The sequence below is a fragment of the Nocardiopsis kunsanensis DSM 44524 genome (genome assembly GCF_000340965.1).
GTDB lineage: Bacteria > Actinomycetota > Actinomycetes > Streptosporangiales > Streptosporangiaceae > Nocardiopsis > Nocardiopsis kunsanensis.
In genome coordinates this window covers 1-15,590 of record NZ_ANAY01000006.1, presented here as the reverse complement: position 1 = coordinate 15,590, position 15,590 = coordinate 1, and the positions used below count along the sequence as shown (strand labels likewise).

Sequence of the window (15,590 nt, the reverse complement as noted above, 5' to 3'; positions counted from 1 at the left end):
TGGTTCCGTTGTGGAGGGGCCGGTCGGCGGCGTGCTGCTTCCCAAGCAAGGCCGCCGACCGGCGGGCGCCGCCAAGGGAGGGTCTGGTGGCGCCCGGTCTGGCTCACCCGGTCTTGGGTGGCGGGGCTGCTGGCATTGCGGTGTATACGGCCTGGGCGATGGAGGCGATGGTCGGCTCGTGCTCGCCCACCTGGGAGGCGTCCACAGGCAGGTGGGAGGAGAGCAACGAACGCAGACTGAGCCGGTCCATGGAGTTGAGACCGAGCCGCTCCAGTGGGGTCTGGCGGTCCTGTTCGCCCACGGACACGGGCGCGAGCCCTTGGACCAAATGGTGGACCTGGAGCGTGAGCTCGGCCAGACGCTCCTGCCCGCTCAGCTCGGCCACGCGTTGGCCCCACGAGGGCGTGGTGGTGTCTTCGTCCCAGGGGGCCGGTTCCATTTCCACGGGCGGGGCCGCAGGGTAGGGCCAGGCCAAGGCCGCGCCGTGGGTGTGCAGCGCGCCGACCGCTTGTGCCAGGGAGTCTGGTTCGTGGCCGGGGGCGGTGATGGTCAGGTTCAGGTGGTGGCGGGCGCGGGTCTGCGTGGTGGGCACGGCCAGGACCGGGTTCGGGCTGGCCTCGACCACGAGCAGGGGCCCGGATCGGGACATGTGTGTGATGGCCTGTTCCCATTGCACGGGCGAGCGCACCTGACGGGCCCAGTAGGCCGCATCCAGGCCGGTTCCCTCCACGGCGGTGCCGGTGCAGGTGGAGACCATCGTGCGGTAGCCCGCCTGGGGCCGGAGCCCCTCAAGGTCGTGTTGGAGCAGGGGCAGGTAGCGCTCCACCTCCCGGGAGTGGGCCGGGGGCGCCCCGGGCAGGCGGCGGGGGCGTGCCCCGCGCTCCTCCAAGGTGGCGGCCAGGCGCTCCAGCGCGCGATGGGAGCCGGAGAACACGGTCAAGTGGGGGCCGTTGTGGGCGGCTACTTCCACCCCGTACTCCAGGGCCAGGTCCAGGGCCGGGACCGGGCCGATCTCGGCGGTGAGCATGCCCCCGCGATGGGTGATGCGCTCTAACAACTGCGATCGGGCACACACCAGGGCGGCGGCCTGGCCCAGGTCCAGGGCACCGCTCACGTGGGCGGCGGCGACCTCGCCGGCCGAGTGGCCCACGACCGCGTCGATGTCCATGTCATAGCGGCTGATCAGCGTGATGGCCCAGGCCACCTGGACCGCCCACGTGGCCTGTTGGGTGGCGGCCAACCCGTCGGGGGCCGCGCTCAGGGGGTGCCAGCGGGTACCGCCCAGCTCAGCCAGGTTCAGCAGGACGAAGTCCAGATCATGGGCGAAGTCAGGGTCGGTCCGGTAGAGCTGCCGACCCATCTCGGGGGCGCTCGCGCCGTGCCCGCCGAAGGCCAGCACCACCCGGGGCCTCTGCCCTGCGGGCGTGGTGGCGGGACCGGAGACCGCCGGATGGGGGTGGCCGCGCTTCAGGGCGTGGAGCCCTTCCCATGCCTGGGTGCTCGTGCCGGCGACGACGCAGGCGCGGGTCCTGCCCCGGTCCAGCCGCCGGGCGCCGTGAGCGACGACCTGGCCCAGACCGGGCGGCTCAGGGCCTTGGAGCGCGTCGGCCAGAGCCCCGGCGCGCTCGCGTACGGCCTCCGGGGTGGGCCCGCTCACCGGCAACGCCAAGGCCCCTGTGGTCGCGGCTTGCTTCGGGCGGGAGGGGGCGGCCCGCAGAACGGCGGTCCCGAGGGCCCCGGAGAACCCGAGCGAGGACACCATCGCCCTGCGCTCACAACCGTCCCCGGGCCAAGGCTCAGCAGCGGTGGGCACCCGCAGACCGAGCTCGGCCAACCGGGGACGGGGCGTGGTGTGGCCCGCTGTGGCGGGCACCTGCCCGTGGTGCAGACTCAGCGCAGCCGCCACCACCGAGGTCAAACCGGCACCCCCTTCGGCGTGGCCCCACAAGCCCTTGACCGAACCCAGCGCCACCGGATCGCTCTCAGAGCGCTTCAGGGCGTGTGCCCAGGCTCGGGATTCGACCCGGTCGCCGGCCTCGGTGGCCGTTCCGTGCGCCAGCGCATAACCGATCGCCTCCGGCCCCAGGCCAGCCTCGGCCACCGTGTCGGCATACAGCTCGCGCTGGGCTGACAGAGACGGTGCGCCCACCGCGGCCGCGCGCCCGTCGGCGCCGGTGCGGGTGTGTTCGATGAGGGCGTAGACGCGGTCGCGCTCCTGCTGGGCCAGGGTGGGGGCGCGCAACACGATCGCCACGGCGGCCTCGCCGCGCACGAACCCGTCCGCCTTCTCGTCGAAAGGCCGGCACACCCCGGTGGGGGAGAGGACTCCGCCGGTGTGGAAAGCACGGGCCACCGGGGCGGAGCGGGCGGTGTTGAGGGCGATGACCAGGGCGGTCTCCACCCGCCCGGTGGCGATGTCACGGCGGGCGGCATCCAGCGCGTAGAGGCTGGAGGAACAGCTGGTGTCCATGGTCTGCACGGGGCCGCGGGTGTTGAGCCAGCGCATGATCGGGGTCGCGATCATCCCCGCCCCGCCTGCGGTGATCTCGGGCAGGCTCGGCCGCATGCGGGGGGCGAAGGTGCGCAGGGCCTCGTCGGGGCTGGAAGTGGCCACATACAGGCCGGTGTCGGGTCCGGCGAGCCGGTCGGCGGGCAGGCCCGCATCGGCCAGGGCTTCGTGGACCACCTGCATGGCCAGCGCCTGGGTGGGGGAGAGCAGCGCTGCTTCGCCCGAGCGCAGGCCGCCGAACACCTCAGGGGGCACGGCGCTGGGTAGGTTCAGGTGGGCCACCGGCCAGGGAGCGTCGGGCCGGTCGCCTGGGTGCAGATCGGTGGCGATCTGCTCCCAGTCCGGGGCGGGGTAGCGGCTGGTGGCAGATTCGGCCGTGAGCAGGGCCTGCCAGGTTTGGGCGGGCCCGCGGGTGTCGGGGCGGCCCTGGCCTGCGGGCAGGCGGGCGCCGATGCCGGTCAGGGCGCAGGCGGTGGTCGGCGCGGCGCTCATCGGGTGGCCTCGAACAAAGCGGTCACGCCCTGCACGCGCACGGTGGCCTGGCCGGGGCCGAACACGCGTTCCAGGACCTGGTGCAGGTCGGCGGCGGTGTCACCGGGGTTGGTGAAGGCGCCGGTGCGGTTGTAGGCGGCGCGCATGCGGGCGCCGAGCCGGGAGATGGGCGCCGGGTCGTTTCGGCCCAGGACGGTTGTGCCGAACAGGCGCCCGCCCCGGTGCAGAACCCGGCGTGCTTCGGTGAAAAAGGCCAGCTTGTCACCGAAGCCGGTGCCGGGCAGACAGTGCAGGAGCATGCTGGAGCCCACCGAGCCTACGTTTTCCTCCTCCAGCGGCCAGGGTGCGGTCGCGGACTGTTCGTGCACGTTCACCTGCCAACCTCGCCGGTCGAGCCGGTCATGGCTCACACGCAGGCAGTCGCGGTTGAGGTCGATCAAATCGACCCGGCGCGGGCCGAGCCGGCGCAGCCAGTGGGCGTTGCCGGGGCCGACCTCCACGTGGGCGGGTGCGGTGTGGGTGCGGTACAGGTCCCGGATCATGGAGTTGGAGATCCCCCACATCCACGGGTGGGAGAAGCCAATGACCAGGGGGGTGTACAGCAGGCGCATGTTGCGGTGGCTGTACAGGGACGGGTTGGGGCGGGCCGGGGGCAGACCGTGGCCGGGGCCGGGCCGGGCCCAGGAGGGCTGGTCCTCGTGGGGGGCGGGCATGCAGATCCTCCAACAGGGGATAAGGGTGTAAGGGGGTGGGAGGTGGTCAGAGCCGTAGGCTCTTGTGGGGGTCGTTGAGGCCTTCGGACCAGGCGGCGGCACCCTCACGTGTGGACACCGCGGCGCGGAACGCCTCGACGGTGCCCTCGGGCAGGGCGCCGGACCAGTAGCCGTTGACGAACGCACCGAAGTTGCGTGTGTGGGCGCCGTGCAGCGCCCAGTAGGCCTCCCACGTTCCGGCCAGCGCCTGGGGCTCGCGCAGCTGCTCGGGGGAGAGGTGGCGCAGTTGCTCGCGCATGGTGGTGGCCACCAGGGTGGAGGCGGCCGCGCCTTGGGCCGAGACGTGTTCGACCGTGTTGGTGACATCGCCGATGCCCAGCACCGGGACTCCGTCGATCTCGGCGATGGGGCGGCGTACTTGCGGTTCGAGGCGGCGCAGCAACGCTGACTTCTCCCGCACCTGCGCGGTCTGGAAGACCTTGACCAGGGCTGGATCGATCTCCTCCAGCCGTGGCCAGAGCCAGCGCCAAGCGGCCAGGGCCTGGGTGCCGTGGCGGCCCAGGTACTCCGAGACGATCGGATCCTCCCCCGGCTCCAGGGGGTCTGCGCCCGGGGGACGGGCCAGTTCTCGCACAACCGGTGCGGTTGTGGGATCCAAAGCGCCGCCTGGACGTGCCAGGACCTGCACGCACATGGCCCGGTAGGGGCGTACCTGGGTCGGCCGGGCGTCCACATTCAGGTGTGCTCTGACCTGCTCGGCCGTGAGCGGGGTGTGCGTGAGCACGGGGTAGACCATGATCTCCCCGTCGGGGCAGGTGACCACGCGGGCGTCCTGGTCCTGCCAGGTCTCTGCATCGTCCAGATGTACTTGGGTGACCACCCGGGCGCTGGCACCGCCGGCGTGGGCGGAATCCGGTTCGAACAGCCCGGCCAGGGCCGGGTCGGCGCCGGTGGCCACCACGATCAGATCCGCGAGCCGGTAGCGCACCAGCGAGGCGAGGTCGGCGAGGCTCACGTCGCCGGGCTGAACGGCCGCCCCGGGCAGGTCGGCCAGGTGCTGGCGCCAGTAGGCACTGGTCAACCGGGTGTCGATGCTGGTGGCGGCCACCGGCATGCGCACCGGAGTGTTGCCCCGTCCGGGCAGGGGCAGCTCGGTCGTGGGCAGCGGCGCGGCGAATGACCACGAGTGGGCCGGGTCGGGGTCGGCCATGTGCATGGCTACCGTCTCGATCGGCGGGGCGTCCGCGGTCCACAGGTCCAGACCGAGCTCGTGTTCATGTCCGCGCACCAGGGGCATCGTGAGCTGGGTCAGCCCCGTGCGTCCGCCCAGATTCTCGGCCATGGTGCCCCGAGTCATTACGCGCACGTGCCACCCGTCCGCGCCCAACCCGGTCGCCAGGGTCAGCGCTGAGCGCCCGCCCCCGATGATCACTGCTTTCCTGGGCCTGGTCGTGTTCATGGGTGTTCTCCCAGCAAGGGGGTAATCAGATCCGCCAGGACGAGCCGGGCGGTGGCGGGGGTGTTCAGATCGGCTTGGATCACGGCGGTCTGCTCCGGTAGAGCCCACGTGGTTCGCGCCAGGCAGGGGTCGGTGGTGACCACGCCGGTGGGCAGGTCGTCGGCGAGCTCGTGGAGCACCCGTGGCGGAGGGTGGGAGAGGTCAGCGACCGCGATGGCGGCGACCGCGTGCCGGCGCACGTCCCCCCAACCGGGGTCCTCGGGTCTGAGCCACGGGACCGCCTGCACCATCAGGTGCAGCTCGTCGCTGATCGGGATGGAGCCGAGGACGGCACGCCCCGCGCTGAGCCGTACGTGCCGGGGTTCGCACCAGCTGTGGATGAGCGTGTCCCGTCCGTGCCAGGCGGGGCCGACCATCAAGAGTTTGACTACGCGTGTGTGGCGGATCGGCCGGGCCCCTTTGGCCCAGCGCACGATTTGATCCAGGTCGTCCTGGTCGCCGCTGGCCATCAAAACGCGGTGGGTCAGCAGGTCGGTGACGGCGACAGCGGCCACCCCGACTGTGTCCTGCCAGGGCAGGTAGGAGGCCACCTCGCCCACGGTCGCGGGGCGGCCCAGCCGGCGGCAGGCCGCCAGCACCCGTGCGGTCAACTCCTCATCCGGCTGGTAGGTGGAGGGCAGGGCCGGGTGCGGGTAGATGACCGTGGTGTCGGTGGCTACCGGTACCGGGGGCCGGGCCGTCGGTCGACTCAGAGCCATGGTCGTCATCGCAGGCCCCCAGCACGCACCGCCGGCTTTTCGTGGGTCGCGCGCACACGAGCGTGCTGGGCCGCGAACTGCGTCATGGCGTAGGCCTTGTGCGGGTCCGGAGCGGGTTCGGAGAACAAGACCGCGAGCAGTGCGCTGTCGTTGAGTTCGATCACCAGCAGACGCTCCTGGCTGCTGCGCAGCGACAGCAGCTCTGTGTCTCCGCGCTGGCTCATCCTGCTGACTTCGAGGCAGCCTCCCCACAAGCTCTGAACCACGGCTGTGAACCGCTCGAACAGTTCCTGGCCCCCCTCGCCGCTACGGGCCAGGTGCAGCCCGTCCCTGCCCACGATCCAGGCCAGACGAGCTTGGAGAGACTCACGCAGTGTTTCCAGGTCCTCGGGCAGGTGCGAGTGGGCCGCGCGTAGGTCCTCGGGTGCGGTCCGGCTCCACCGCGGTGAGAGCCCGGGTGGGGCAGAGGTCGCTGTGTCCATGGCCATACCCTGGAACACCGTGGCGCGCGCACGTGGTGCGCAGCGCGCAACTCCTTTCGTTCGAAAAGAGGAGCGATGTTCGAAACAGGCGCCCTGACATCGTGTTTTCATGTCATTTCTGCGCCACTGCAGTGAAAACCTGAGACGAGATGTGAGAGGCTGCCCGCTGTTGCGCGGCCCTCACGCGCGGCACACCCCCCGATGCGCGAGCGAGGAACCAGTGATCTGCACCCGGTGCGGGCATCCCCGCAGTGGCCAGGCAGGTGCGTGCGTGTGCGTGCCGGCATGGATCTGGGAAGCCGGCGAAGTGGCACGCGCCGTGGCTGCGCGCGATGCCGCTGCGGTCCTGGCCTACCTCTGGCGCGAAGTCGGTCTGTCCCGCCGGGACCTGGCCCAGTTGTGCGACGTGGACCCCTCCACGGTCACCCGAGCCGTCAACGGACAGGGCGGCCTGAGCAACCCACGGCGCGCTGCTGAAGTATTGGAGCGTCTCGGCGCGCCCCAGAGTCGGCACCCTGTGGCTCCCGCTCCCGAACCCTCGGGGTTGCAGGAACTACTCGGTGACCACGCCAGCGACCAGACCATCGCCCGGTTGGAGCACCACGTCACCGAGTTGGCCACCGCCTACGTCAGCCAACACCACACCCAGCTCACCGGGCCGCTGCACCAAGCCCGCGAACACGCTCTCGACCTCCTCCGCCGAGGAACCCGGCCCCGACACACCCGGGATCTCCTCGTCCTGCTGGGAACAGTCGAACTGCTACTGGGCTACGCAGCCCACGACGCGGGACAGAGCGCAACCGCGCGGGCCCACCTTGCCGACGCCGACACCTGCGCCACCCACGCCGAACACCGCTCGCTCCTGAGCTGGGTCGCCGGAACCCGGGCCCTGGTCGCCGACCGCCACAGCACCTCTGAGGCGACCGAACTGGCCACACGCGCCCAGGCCCTGACCCACGGCCCGCACTCCTGGGTCAGGGTCAGCGCCATCACCGCCCGCGCCGCCGCACGCAGAGGAGACGCACCCGCGGCCCAGGCCGGGCTGGAACACCTGCTGACCGCATCCCCCAACGCGCTCTCGGCAGACCCGGACTCTGAAGACTTGAGTGTGCGCCACGGCGGTCTCTTCGTCTTCTCACCTGCCAAAGCCAGTTACTACGCGGGTGCCACCCTGGCCCTGCTGGGCGATGCCGACGGTGCCCTCGCCTACGCGAGCACCGCTGTCCAAACCTACGAGGCCGGGCCTGCCTCCCACCGCAGCTACGGCGACCTCACCCTGGCCCAGGTCGACGTGATCACCGCCCACCTGATGCGGGGGGATCCTGCCGGCACCCACGAAGCCATCACCCACCTGGAGCGGATCGCCCAATCCAGCCCCGGCCACATTCACCAGCTCCAGCAGGCACTGCGAACATGCCGTGACGTGGTAGCGAACAGTCCCCTCTCCTCAGTCGAAAAGCGACAACTCACCCGAGCGCTGAACCGCGTGGGCGTACGCTGGCACACATGAGCCACCCCTCCCAGGACTCTCAGGCCCCCCTCCTCGACCAGGTTGCCGCCACCCTGGGCGTGGACCGGACCCAGATCGGCGAACACTTGGTGCGCGACCACGCCACGAGCGTGTGGGCCTGGCCCGAGGCAGGCCTGCTCGTACGTATTAGCCCCGCACACCACACACCCGCGCTCCACAGAGCCCTGGCCCTGACCCACTGGCTGCACGAGCAGAGCGTGCCCGTGACCGCCCCCGCCCACCACGAGCTCATCGAGGACACCACCCGTGTGGCCTCGGTGTGGACGCACTACACGCACCACCCCACCCAGGCCCCCACCCCGGCCGACCTCGGCGCGCTCCTGGGCCGCCTGCACCGGGCCGGGGAAGCGCCTGTGGACCTGCCGGCCCATGATCCTCTGGCCTCGTTGCTGGCCACACTGGAGCAGCCCCGGCACCTGCCCCAGCCCACTGTCGCCGACCTGCGTGCCCGCGCCCATGACCTGCGCCAGGCCTATAACGCGCTGGAGACCCGCCTGGGCACCGGCCTGCTGCACGGCGATGCCTGGCTCGGCAACGTTCTCGTCGACGCCGACGGTACGGCGCGGTTGTGCGACTGGGACGAAGCCGCAGTGGGGCCGAGAGAGATCGATCTGGCCAACCTTCACCAAGGGCGCAGGTTCGGCCGCACCGATGAGGATCTCGATGCGTTCGCCGCAGCATATGGGGACGACCTGCGCGACTGGGACGGCCTGCCCGTACTCGTCTCCATCCGCGATCTGCACACCATGGGCGCCTACATCCGCGCCGCCGATGGAGGAGACCAAAAGGCAGCTGATCAGCTGGAGCGGCGCATCAGCACCCTGGATGAGCCCGAAGCGTCGTGGGTCTCACGCTGACTCACCTCCCCGACGCGTCCGGGTCTGCCCGTGTCGGAGAAGGCCGTAGGCAGCGTGCAGGTCCCTGCCCCGAGCCTTGGGGCCTGGATCCCCAGACCCGCAATCGTGCGCTTGGCCGGTGGCTGAGACCCAGCTGCGATATATCGGCGGTGCGCGCGGTCGCATCCCCGGGGCCGTGGCCGCACTCGTCGCGGCCGACCTCATGGAATATGAGGAAGGTGCGCTGCGATTCGTTCACCACAGGGTGCGTGCTCACGCCAGGGAGCGGGCCGAGGCCGAGCACGGCGAAACCGAAGGCGCTCTCGTCTTCACCCGCATGCTGAGCTCCGTCCCGGGCCAGTGAGCGGGCAGGCTGTAGGCGAGCCGGATGCGAACGGTTTCGCCGCAGCCGCCCGCGCCTATGGCCGTGTCGCGATGATCGCCTCGGTCCGCACCGTCTCGTCGTAGACCCCGTCAGGGTTGTGGGTGAGGAGAGCTTCGCGTAGGTCGGTGTCGAAAGCGGGCATCTGGTCACCGAGTTGTGCAGGGCTGGAGTAGCTGAAGCTGTATTGCAGCCCCACCACTTCATCCAGAGTGCGTGTGATAGTCCGCTCCCAGCGGTGCGTCTCGACCTGGGAGAAAACGCTGCGCTCTAGAACCTGCTGATGGCGTTCGGGTGGATGAGTGTAGGTGCTCCGGCCCGCCCTGCGGTGGGGGCCCAGGTAGCGGGTGCGCACGTCGTCGATCACCGCCTTCCAACTGGGCGCCTCGACTTCGCCGGGGGCTCCTCCCGATGCCAGGACCACGCCCCCGCTTGGGGTGATGAGGGAGTCGAGGCTGCGTAGGACGTGGTCGCGGTCCATCCAGTGGAACGCGGCCCCCATCACCACCAGACCTAGTGTTGGACCGAGGCCCAGTGTGTGCACCTGTGTCGAGTCGCCGCGGATCCAGCTGATGTTGTCCAACCCCCGCTGCTCAGCCAAAGCTTGCCCCTCGGCGAGCATCCCCGGCTCGGGGTCCACGGCCAGGACCTGCCCGACTCGCTCGGCTAGGGGGAGGGCGAGTACCCCGATGCCGGTGCCCAGGTCCAAGATCCGTGAGTTAGTGCCGAGGTCGAAGCGGTCGGCGAGCAGATCGTAGAGCTCCGGGGCGTATCCGGGGCGGTAGTGGTAGTAGGGGGCGGTCGAGGCGAAGAGTTCTTCGGGTGTGTGTTCCATACACTCATTCTCCCTGGTCATCAGTCTCTTACTGGCGCTAGTGGTTCATGCCGGGGGGTGTTCGGCCCAGCGCCGCAGAGGGTCTGCTCCGCTGCCCTCCGGCGCGATGGACCCGTCGGTGTTGCGGTCGTAGTGGCCGCTCAGGAGCTGGTTCTCGATCGGGCTCAGAGACCGGAGATCCAGGTTCTGGGGTGGGTCGTCCAGGGGCGCGAGCCAGCGGTAGCCGTACTGCATCATCACGGCCAGCCGGGTGTGTCCGGAGGTGTTGAGCCCGCCGGCGTGCCAGGTGCGGTTCTCGAACAAGAGCACATCGCGTGGTCCCAGGCGGGGGCTGACCGCGCCGGGTGGGTCGATCTGGCCCTCGGGGACTTCGATCGCTCCGGGGTTCCGGTGGCTTCCGGGCAGGACCATGGTGGTCCCGGTATCGGGTCCGGAGGCGGTTAGGAACGTCGCGGCCTTGATAGCCAGTCGCGGTACCTGTTCGGTGCCCAGATCTCGGGTGGCCGCGCCCATGTCACGGTGCCACCCGTGCCGTTCCGGGACCCGGATAGTACGCCGCGAGGCCGGGAGGAGTGAAGGCAAGGCGATCAGGTGGCTGGACATCAGGTGCAGGTTCGCTCCCAATAGGGCGACCGCGGTCTGCAGCACGGCGGGGACGGACACCAGGGGTAGGAAGGCCTGGTCCATGTCGACGACGCCTCGGAAGCCGTCCTTTCCGTCGGAGGAGCGATCGCGCCCGCGCGTCCGATCGCTGGTCAGCAGTGCTTCGGCGGCCTCACGCGCTGCGGTGTGGACCTGGGGGGCCACGGCCTCGCGCAGGATGAGGTAGCCCTGTTGCTCGAAGGCGGCCACGTCGGTGGAGTTCAACATCCTTGGTACTCCTCGATCATTGATCGGGCACGCTCGCGGAGCGCCTCGACCGTCAATGCGCTGTGCGCGAGTTGTTCGCCGTGGGTTCCGGGCCGGGTGGGTTCGCGGTAGCCGACGATGTGGAACCGGTCGGTGGGTCCTCGCTCGTGCAAACAGTTGCGTACCGTTCCGGGATAGGTAGGTGTAGCGATCAGCACGGGGGCGTGAGCGGGGAACAGGTGCGTGAAGTCGTTGTCGCTGAGGGCGTGGGGAGCGCGCCCGAGAGCGGAGAGGTCGTGCACGTGGACGCGGCGCAGCACCAGCTTGGGATCGTGTTCGAGCAGGGCCTGCTGACCGGCGCTGATCTGGCGGGCGCACAGGTCTCCGACCGAGGCCAGGACCAGTTGCGTTACGGCGTGCTGGGGGCCTTGCGTCCATACTGCGGCGCCGGTGGCCTCTTCCGTGAGGGCGTGCTCCAGGGGGAAAGTCGTGCTGGAGTACTTGTCGTAGATCAGCACGTTGACGTGTCCGCGGTCAGTGAGCATGTGCGCCAGCGTGCGAGCCGCTCGTATCGGGTCGGCGGGGGTGTACACGCGCACACGCGGGTCGCGGATTTCCAGGAGTGAGGTGACTAGGCCTGGGTTGCGGTGGGTGTAGGTGTTGCGCCAGCCCAGTGAGGTGATCAGATAGTTGACCGACGGTTGCTCGCCGGTCAGGCGCAGGTGTTTGAGGTGTTGGGTAAGCAGGCTGGTGTTGATCGGGGCGAAGGCCTCGTAGCTAGCCAGGAGCGCATGGCGCCCGGTCTCGGTGTAGCCCTGGAGCCAGGCATGGCAAATCTCCTCGTTGAGGATCTCCGCTACCCATGGCGGAGGAGGCTCCCCCTGGCCGGTGGGCAGGAGGCGGTTGGAACGCAGCTCGTCGGGACTGAAGAGCCGGAAAGCACCGTGGGCGGCGCGGTTGGTGAGAGCCTCGGAGATGGTGTTCGGGCTCCTTGTCGCGTCGGGCATAGGGGTACGGGAGCGTGGATGCGGCGCGCTGGGCTTGGTCGGTAGCGCGGTTCGGACCTTCCGGGTGGGAGCGCCGTCGTGGGTGAACAGTTCGGCGGGGTGGTAGGAGGCCAGCCAGCGGGCCAGTACGCGGAACTCGTCGGGGTCGCTGCGGGGGTCGCTCAGGGGGGTCTTGTGCATGGCCGGTGTGCCAAGGAGCGGGCGTCCCTTGACCGAGGCGGGGCCGGTGTGGCCCTTGGGTGTGGTCAGCACCAGCACGGGAGCACCGGTTGATCCCAGCGGGCGCAGGAGCTGGAGGGCACGATCGAGTTCTGTGCGCAGGTCAGAGCCATCGGTGATGAGGGGGGTGTAGCCCAGCCCGGTGAAGTAAGAACGCACCTGGTGTGGGGGCATGGAGGCCAGGAGGGATGGGCCGCCCATGCGTAGGCCATTGAGGAGCACTACGGGCAGGACATGGCCGTGCTCGCCGCCTTCGGGGAGGGCCCGGTGTGCGGTCCATGCCGCAGCGGTGAGTCCGGTTTCGGCTTCGCCGTCGCCGATCAGGGGGATCGCCAGGCGGTGGGGCGCATCCATGGCCATGCCCTGGGCCACCGCCAGGGCGGGACCCAACTGCCCGCCCATGTAGCGAATCCCGGGGATGAGCGCGGTGATCTCACCTCCATGGCGCCCCTCGGGGAAGCTTCCTACCAAGCTGTTCAGGGCGTCGGTGGACCAGACAGGCCCGGACCCGGCGCCCCTGAGCGCGCCGGTGAGATAGGCGTGGGCCAGTGCGGAGGGGCCGGCGTGGCCGGCGCCATGCACGAGAACAGCCTCGCCCTCGCTGGGAGCGGCGATCAGTGTGGACAGGTGGGCGAGGGCGAGGTTGACCGGTGGGCTCACGCCCCAGTGCCCCTGGGGGGACTCCTTCACGTCCGCTGGCGTCAGCGTGTGGTGCGGGGGCGCGTGCTGTAGGTAGAGCTGAGCGGCACACAGATAGTTCAGCGCTCGCCAAGCCTGGTCAACCGCGTCCGCGCAGGCTCGTACACGTTGGTGGACGCGGTGCCAGTCGGGGCGTAGATAGGGCATCAAGTGTGCTCCGTCCTGGCCCGGATGGCGGTAACGGCGCTGGTCAGGCGCGCGGTCCTCACCTGGGGGGTGCGCGCCTCCCGCAGCAGATTCAGGATCTGGGTCTGTTCGTGCTCGGGCAGGGCTTTCCAGTCCAACCCGAGTTCGTCCAGCCGCCTGGCCAGGTCGCCGGGCAGGCGGTGGGGGGAAGGGGCGCGTACCCCCTGGAGCCGTAGCGCGGTTGGCCCGGTGATGGGTGTACGGGCGCCGACGAGGATGGCTTGCCCCTGCTGGGACAGGACCAGTTCGGTGCGGGGGCGCCGACCGGGTGCGCTGATGCGCAGACGGGTGCCCCGCAAGCCCTCGGGGCCCCGGCACGGCAGGGCGATGGTGCCGGGCTGCGGGCCCGGATGGGCGATGACCACCAGAGACGCACCAGGCTCGGGCAGAGCAGACAGTACCTGGGGTGAGGGCGAGTCCGGGACTAGGTGGGTCAGGGTCATACCACCGCCCTGGGGAGCGTCCTGAGCTCGGGAGGCCTTGTACAGAAACAGGGCCCGGTCGACCTCGGTGAGAACGCGGTCGGTGAAGGCGTGCCTCCATCCGGACGGGCGCCGGTCGGGCAGGGTGGAGCCGGTGATGAGGGTGTAGCCGAAGCTGACCGTCACGGGCAGGCGTTCCGCGAGCATGTCACGAAGGTTTCCCAGCCGGGACGCGAAATCGTCATGGCCCTCGACCGTGGCGGCGACGATGACCTCATCTCCGCCGAACGTGGCGGCGCACCCGTACTCCCAGGGCTGCTGACGAAACCACGCACGTGTGGTGGCCCCCAGCAGTGACATCACCCGGTTGCCTTCCAAGTGCCCGAAGGAGCCGGTGTCGGCATTGGTCTGTTCGACATGCCCTTTGAGGCCGTCGACGTCGCCGATGGCGACCGCGACCGTTTCCCCTTCAGCCAGGGCTGTGTGCAGAGCGCGGGGCAGATGGCTGTGGAAATCGGGGAACGCGACCAGCCCGGTGACCGCGTCCTCACGGCTGCCCGCGCACCACTGGCGCAGGGGTAGCTGCGAGGAGTCGAAGAGCGGGACCGCGGGCAACTCTGTTGGATCTGTGTCGTGGGACGAGCGTGTGTTCATCCGTCACCTTCCAGGAGGCGGGGCAGGTCAGCAAGGGTGGCCGCATATGCCGCACCCGGCGGGCACCGGTGTGGGTTGGCTCCGGTGCGGTCCAGCCACACCGCGGACCACCCACAGGCCAGCGCGGCTGCGGCGTCCGACCGGGCCGAGTCACCCACGTGCACCAGTTCGTGCGCGGCACTGTTCGTGGCGTGTTCGATGTGGCGGAAGAGGTCGCTGTCGGGTTTGGTGGCGCCAACGTCGGCGCTGTAGACGACGTGGTCGACCACACCGCCCAGAGCGGCGACCGGATCGGCCGGGACGGTGCAGCCCAGGCTGTTGGTCACGGCCACGAGGCGCAGGCCCCGGCTGCGAAGCCGGTCCAGCGCGGGGGCAGCATCCGGGTAGAGCGGAGGCGCTGTGGCCCGGTCTCGGGCTCGCTTCAGCACCTGGTGGAGCCGGGCCGGGTTGGTGGAGGTGAATCGGGTCGCGAGCTCTTCAGCGAGCTGGCCGGGGGTGCAGCGTCGGCGTTTGGCAAGTTCACCCATGAGCGCGCGGGCACGGGGCAGGTCCAGGCCGAGCAGGCGGGCCAGGGTGGCGGTGGTCGATGTTCGATCCACGGGAACCAGGGTTCCGCCCAGGTCGACGGTGAGGGTGCGGATCACGCGATCACCACCTGCGGCGCGGTGGAGGCCGGCACCGCGGGTGGAGCGCTCAACCCGGGGCAGGTGGGCGCGGGCAGGGTCCCGTCGGCAGGTTGGAGGGCCTCGGTGAACACGTGCTGGCGCAAGGGTTCGAGGGTCAGGTGCCATTCCAGGGCCGGAACGGCCACGGCAGTGCAGACCGAGGCCAGGGCGAGGGAGGCAGCGACGCGGTCTCCGTGGGGCAGGGTGGGCACGCCCAGTGCTGCGGCTGTGTCGATGGCGTGCAGCGAGGTTGCCAGCCCGCCGCACCAGGCCGGCTCTAGCTGGAACACGTCCAAGAGGGCGTTGGTGAGCAGCGCGTGCTGGTCCCGGGCCGTCAGGGTGTGCTCGCCCCCGGCCAACGCCACACCCCAGTGGTCGGCTGCCCCGTGTAGTCGGGCCAGATCTGCGGTGTGGGGGGTCAGGTCTTCGGCGACGGCGACATCGAGGTCACCGAGCACCGGCAACAACCTTTTGGCCTGGTCGACGCGACATCGTCCCAGCCCGTCGATCATGAACCGTGCCTGCGTTCCTGCGGCCTCCCGCAATGGAGCCAAGACCGCTGCGAGCGCGGCCGGGCCTTCGTCTACCAGGTTCCGGGGTAGGGGCCATTTCTGCCCCCACCACCCTTCCTGGGAGATCCACGCTGCGGCTTCTGGCGCGGCCGGATGAGCCGGATCCAGGCCCAAAGCGCTGGCGTATAGGGGCACCTGACTGCGCACAGGTCCGCCCAACAAAGCGGGAACTGGCTCGCCTACGAGGCGTGAGGCCAGATCCCAGCACGCCATCTCCACTGCGGACGCAGCCTGGCTGGCATGCGCGCCATGACGGTGGCGCCCTAGATGAGTAATTCCAAGGGGTCAGTGGTCATAGGCCGTCAGGGAGCGTAGGACGG

General features: G+C 70.2%; 14 protein-coding genes. 3 read left to right on the top strand and 11 right to left on the bottom strand.

What is annotated here, in order from left to right; genetic code table 11:
* Positions 1–103 precede the first annotated feature (103 nt).
* The 5 genes from D456_RS23645 to D456_RS0104445 are packed head-to-tail and all read right to left on the bottom strand — an operon-like array spanning position 104 to position 6,413.
* Positions 104–3,001: a beta-ketoacyl synthase N-terminal-like domain-containing protein gene (locus D456_RS23645; protein WP_051049401.1), complete on the bottom strand. Its 2,898-nt coding sequence runs from the start codon at positions 2,999–3,001 to the stop codon at positions 104–106.
* A complete protein-coding gene (locus D456_RS0104460) occupies positions 2,998–3,714 on the bottom strand; it encodes a class I SAM-dependent methyltransferase (RefSeq protein WP_017574954.1) in 717 nt (238 codons plus the stop codon). The genes D456_RS23645 and D456_RS0104460 overlap by 4 nt, the downstream gene beginning before the upstream one ends.
* 46 nt (positions 3,715–3,760) lie before the next feature.
* Positions 3,761–5,173 carry a hypothetical protein gene (locus tag D456_RS0104455; RefSeq protein ID WP_152442491.1) on the bottom strand — a complete coding sequence of 471 codons (1,413 nt, stop codon included), beginning with the start codon at positions 5,171–5,173 and terminating at the stop codon, positions 3,761–3,763.
* Entirely contained in the window at positions 5,170–5,931 is a 762-nt protein-coding gene (locus tag D456_RS0104450; protein ID WP_152442490.1) for a hypothetical protein, read from the bottom strand. The genes D456_RS0104455 and D456_RS0104450 overlap by 4 nt, the downstream gene beginning before the upstream one ends.
* Positions 5,932–5,936: 5 nt before the next feature.
* Positions 5,937–6,413: a roadblock/LC7 domain-containing protein gene (locus D456_RS0104445; protein ID WP_160166715.1), complete on the bottom strand. Its 477-nt coding sequence runs from the start codon at positions 6,411–6,413 to the stop codon at positions 5,937–5,939.
* A 277-nt stretch (positions 6,414–6,690) separates the two neighbouring features.
* Here D456_RS0104445 and D456_RS24980 point away from each other — a divergent pair, with 277 nt between their 5' ends.
* The 3 genes from D456_RS24980 to D456_RS0104430 all read left to right on the top strand — a co-directional run bounded on the left by D456_RS24980 (position 6,691) and on the right by D456_RS0104430 (position 9,144).
* Positions 6,691–7,923: a hypothetical protein gene (locus tag D456_RS24980; RefSeq protein ID WP_017574950.1), complete on the top strand. Its 1,233-nt coding sequence runs from the start codon at positions 6,691–6,693 to the stop codon at positions 7,921–7,923.
* Complete coding sequence (locus D456_RS0104435; protein WP_017574949.1) at positions 7,920–8,801, top strand: phosphotransferase enzyme family protein; 882 nt, start codon at positions 7,920–7,922, stop codon at positions 8,799–8,801. Before D456_RS24980 ends, D456_RS0104435 begins: the two co-directional genes overlap by 4 nt.
* A gap of 118 nt (positions 8,802–8,919) precedes the next feature.
* Positions 8,920–9,144 carry a hypothetical protein gene (locus D456_RS0104430; protein WP_017574948.1) on the top strand — a complete coding sequence of 75 codons (225 nt, stop codon included), beginning with the start codon at positions 8,920–8,922 and terminating at the stop codon, positions 9,142–9,144.
* 55 nt (positions 9,145–9,199) lie between these two features.
* Here D456_RS0104430 and D456_RS0104425 read toward each other — a convergent pair whose 3' ends face one another.
* From D456_RS0104425 to D456_RS23630, 6 genes are read right to left on the bottom strand one after another with little or no spacing between them, the layout of a single operon-like run.
* Positions 9,200–9,997, bottom strand: a complete 798-nt coding sequence (locus tag D456_RS0104425) for a class I SAM-dependent methyltransferase (RefSeq protein WP_017574947.1) — start codon at positions 9,995–9,997, stop codon at positions 9,200–9,202.
* Between the two features lie 45 nt (positions 9,998–10,042).
* Positions 10,043–10,867, bottom strand: coding sequence for a phytanoyl-CoA dioxygenase family protein (locus tag D456_RS0104420; RefSeq protein ID WP_017574946.1), 825 nt, complete (start codon positions 10,865–10,867; stop codon positions 10,043–10,045).
* A complete protein-coding gene (locus D456_RS0104415; RefSeq protein ID WP_083904508.1) occupies positions 10,861–12,918 on the bottom strand; it encodes a phosphoketolase family protein in 2,058 nt (685 codons plus the stop codon). Before D456_RS0104415 ends, D456_RS0104420 begins: the two co-directional genes overlap by 7 nt.
* Complete coding sequence (locus tag D456_RS0104410; protein WP_026115563.1) at positions 12,918–14,033, bottom strand: nucleotidyl cyclase domain-containing protein; 1,116 nt, start codon at positions 14,031–14,033, stop codon at positions 12,918–12,920. The genes D456_RS0104415 and D456_RS0104410 overlap by 1 nt, the downstream gene beginning before the upstream one ends.
* The gene (locus tag D456_RS23635) at positions 14,030–14,677 is read right to left on the bottom strand and encodes an HAD family hydrolase (RefSeq protein WP_017574943.1); all 648 of its coding nucleotides are present in this window, start codon (positions 14,675–14,677) and stop codon (positions 14,030–14,032) included. The genes D456_RS0104410 and D456_RS23635 overlap by 4 nt, the downstream gene beginning before the upstream one ends.
* A complete protein-coding gene (locus D456_RS23630) occupies positions 14,674–15,483 on the bottom strand; it encodes an enolase C-terminal domain-like protein (RefSeq protein WP_086002056.1) in 810 nt (269 codons plus the stop codon). Before D456_RS23630 ends, D456_RS23635 begins: the two co-directional genes overlap by 4 nt.
* Positions 15,484–15,590: the final 107 nt, after the last annotated feature.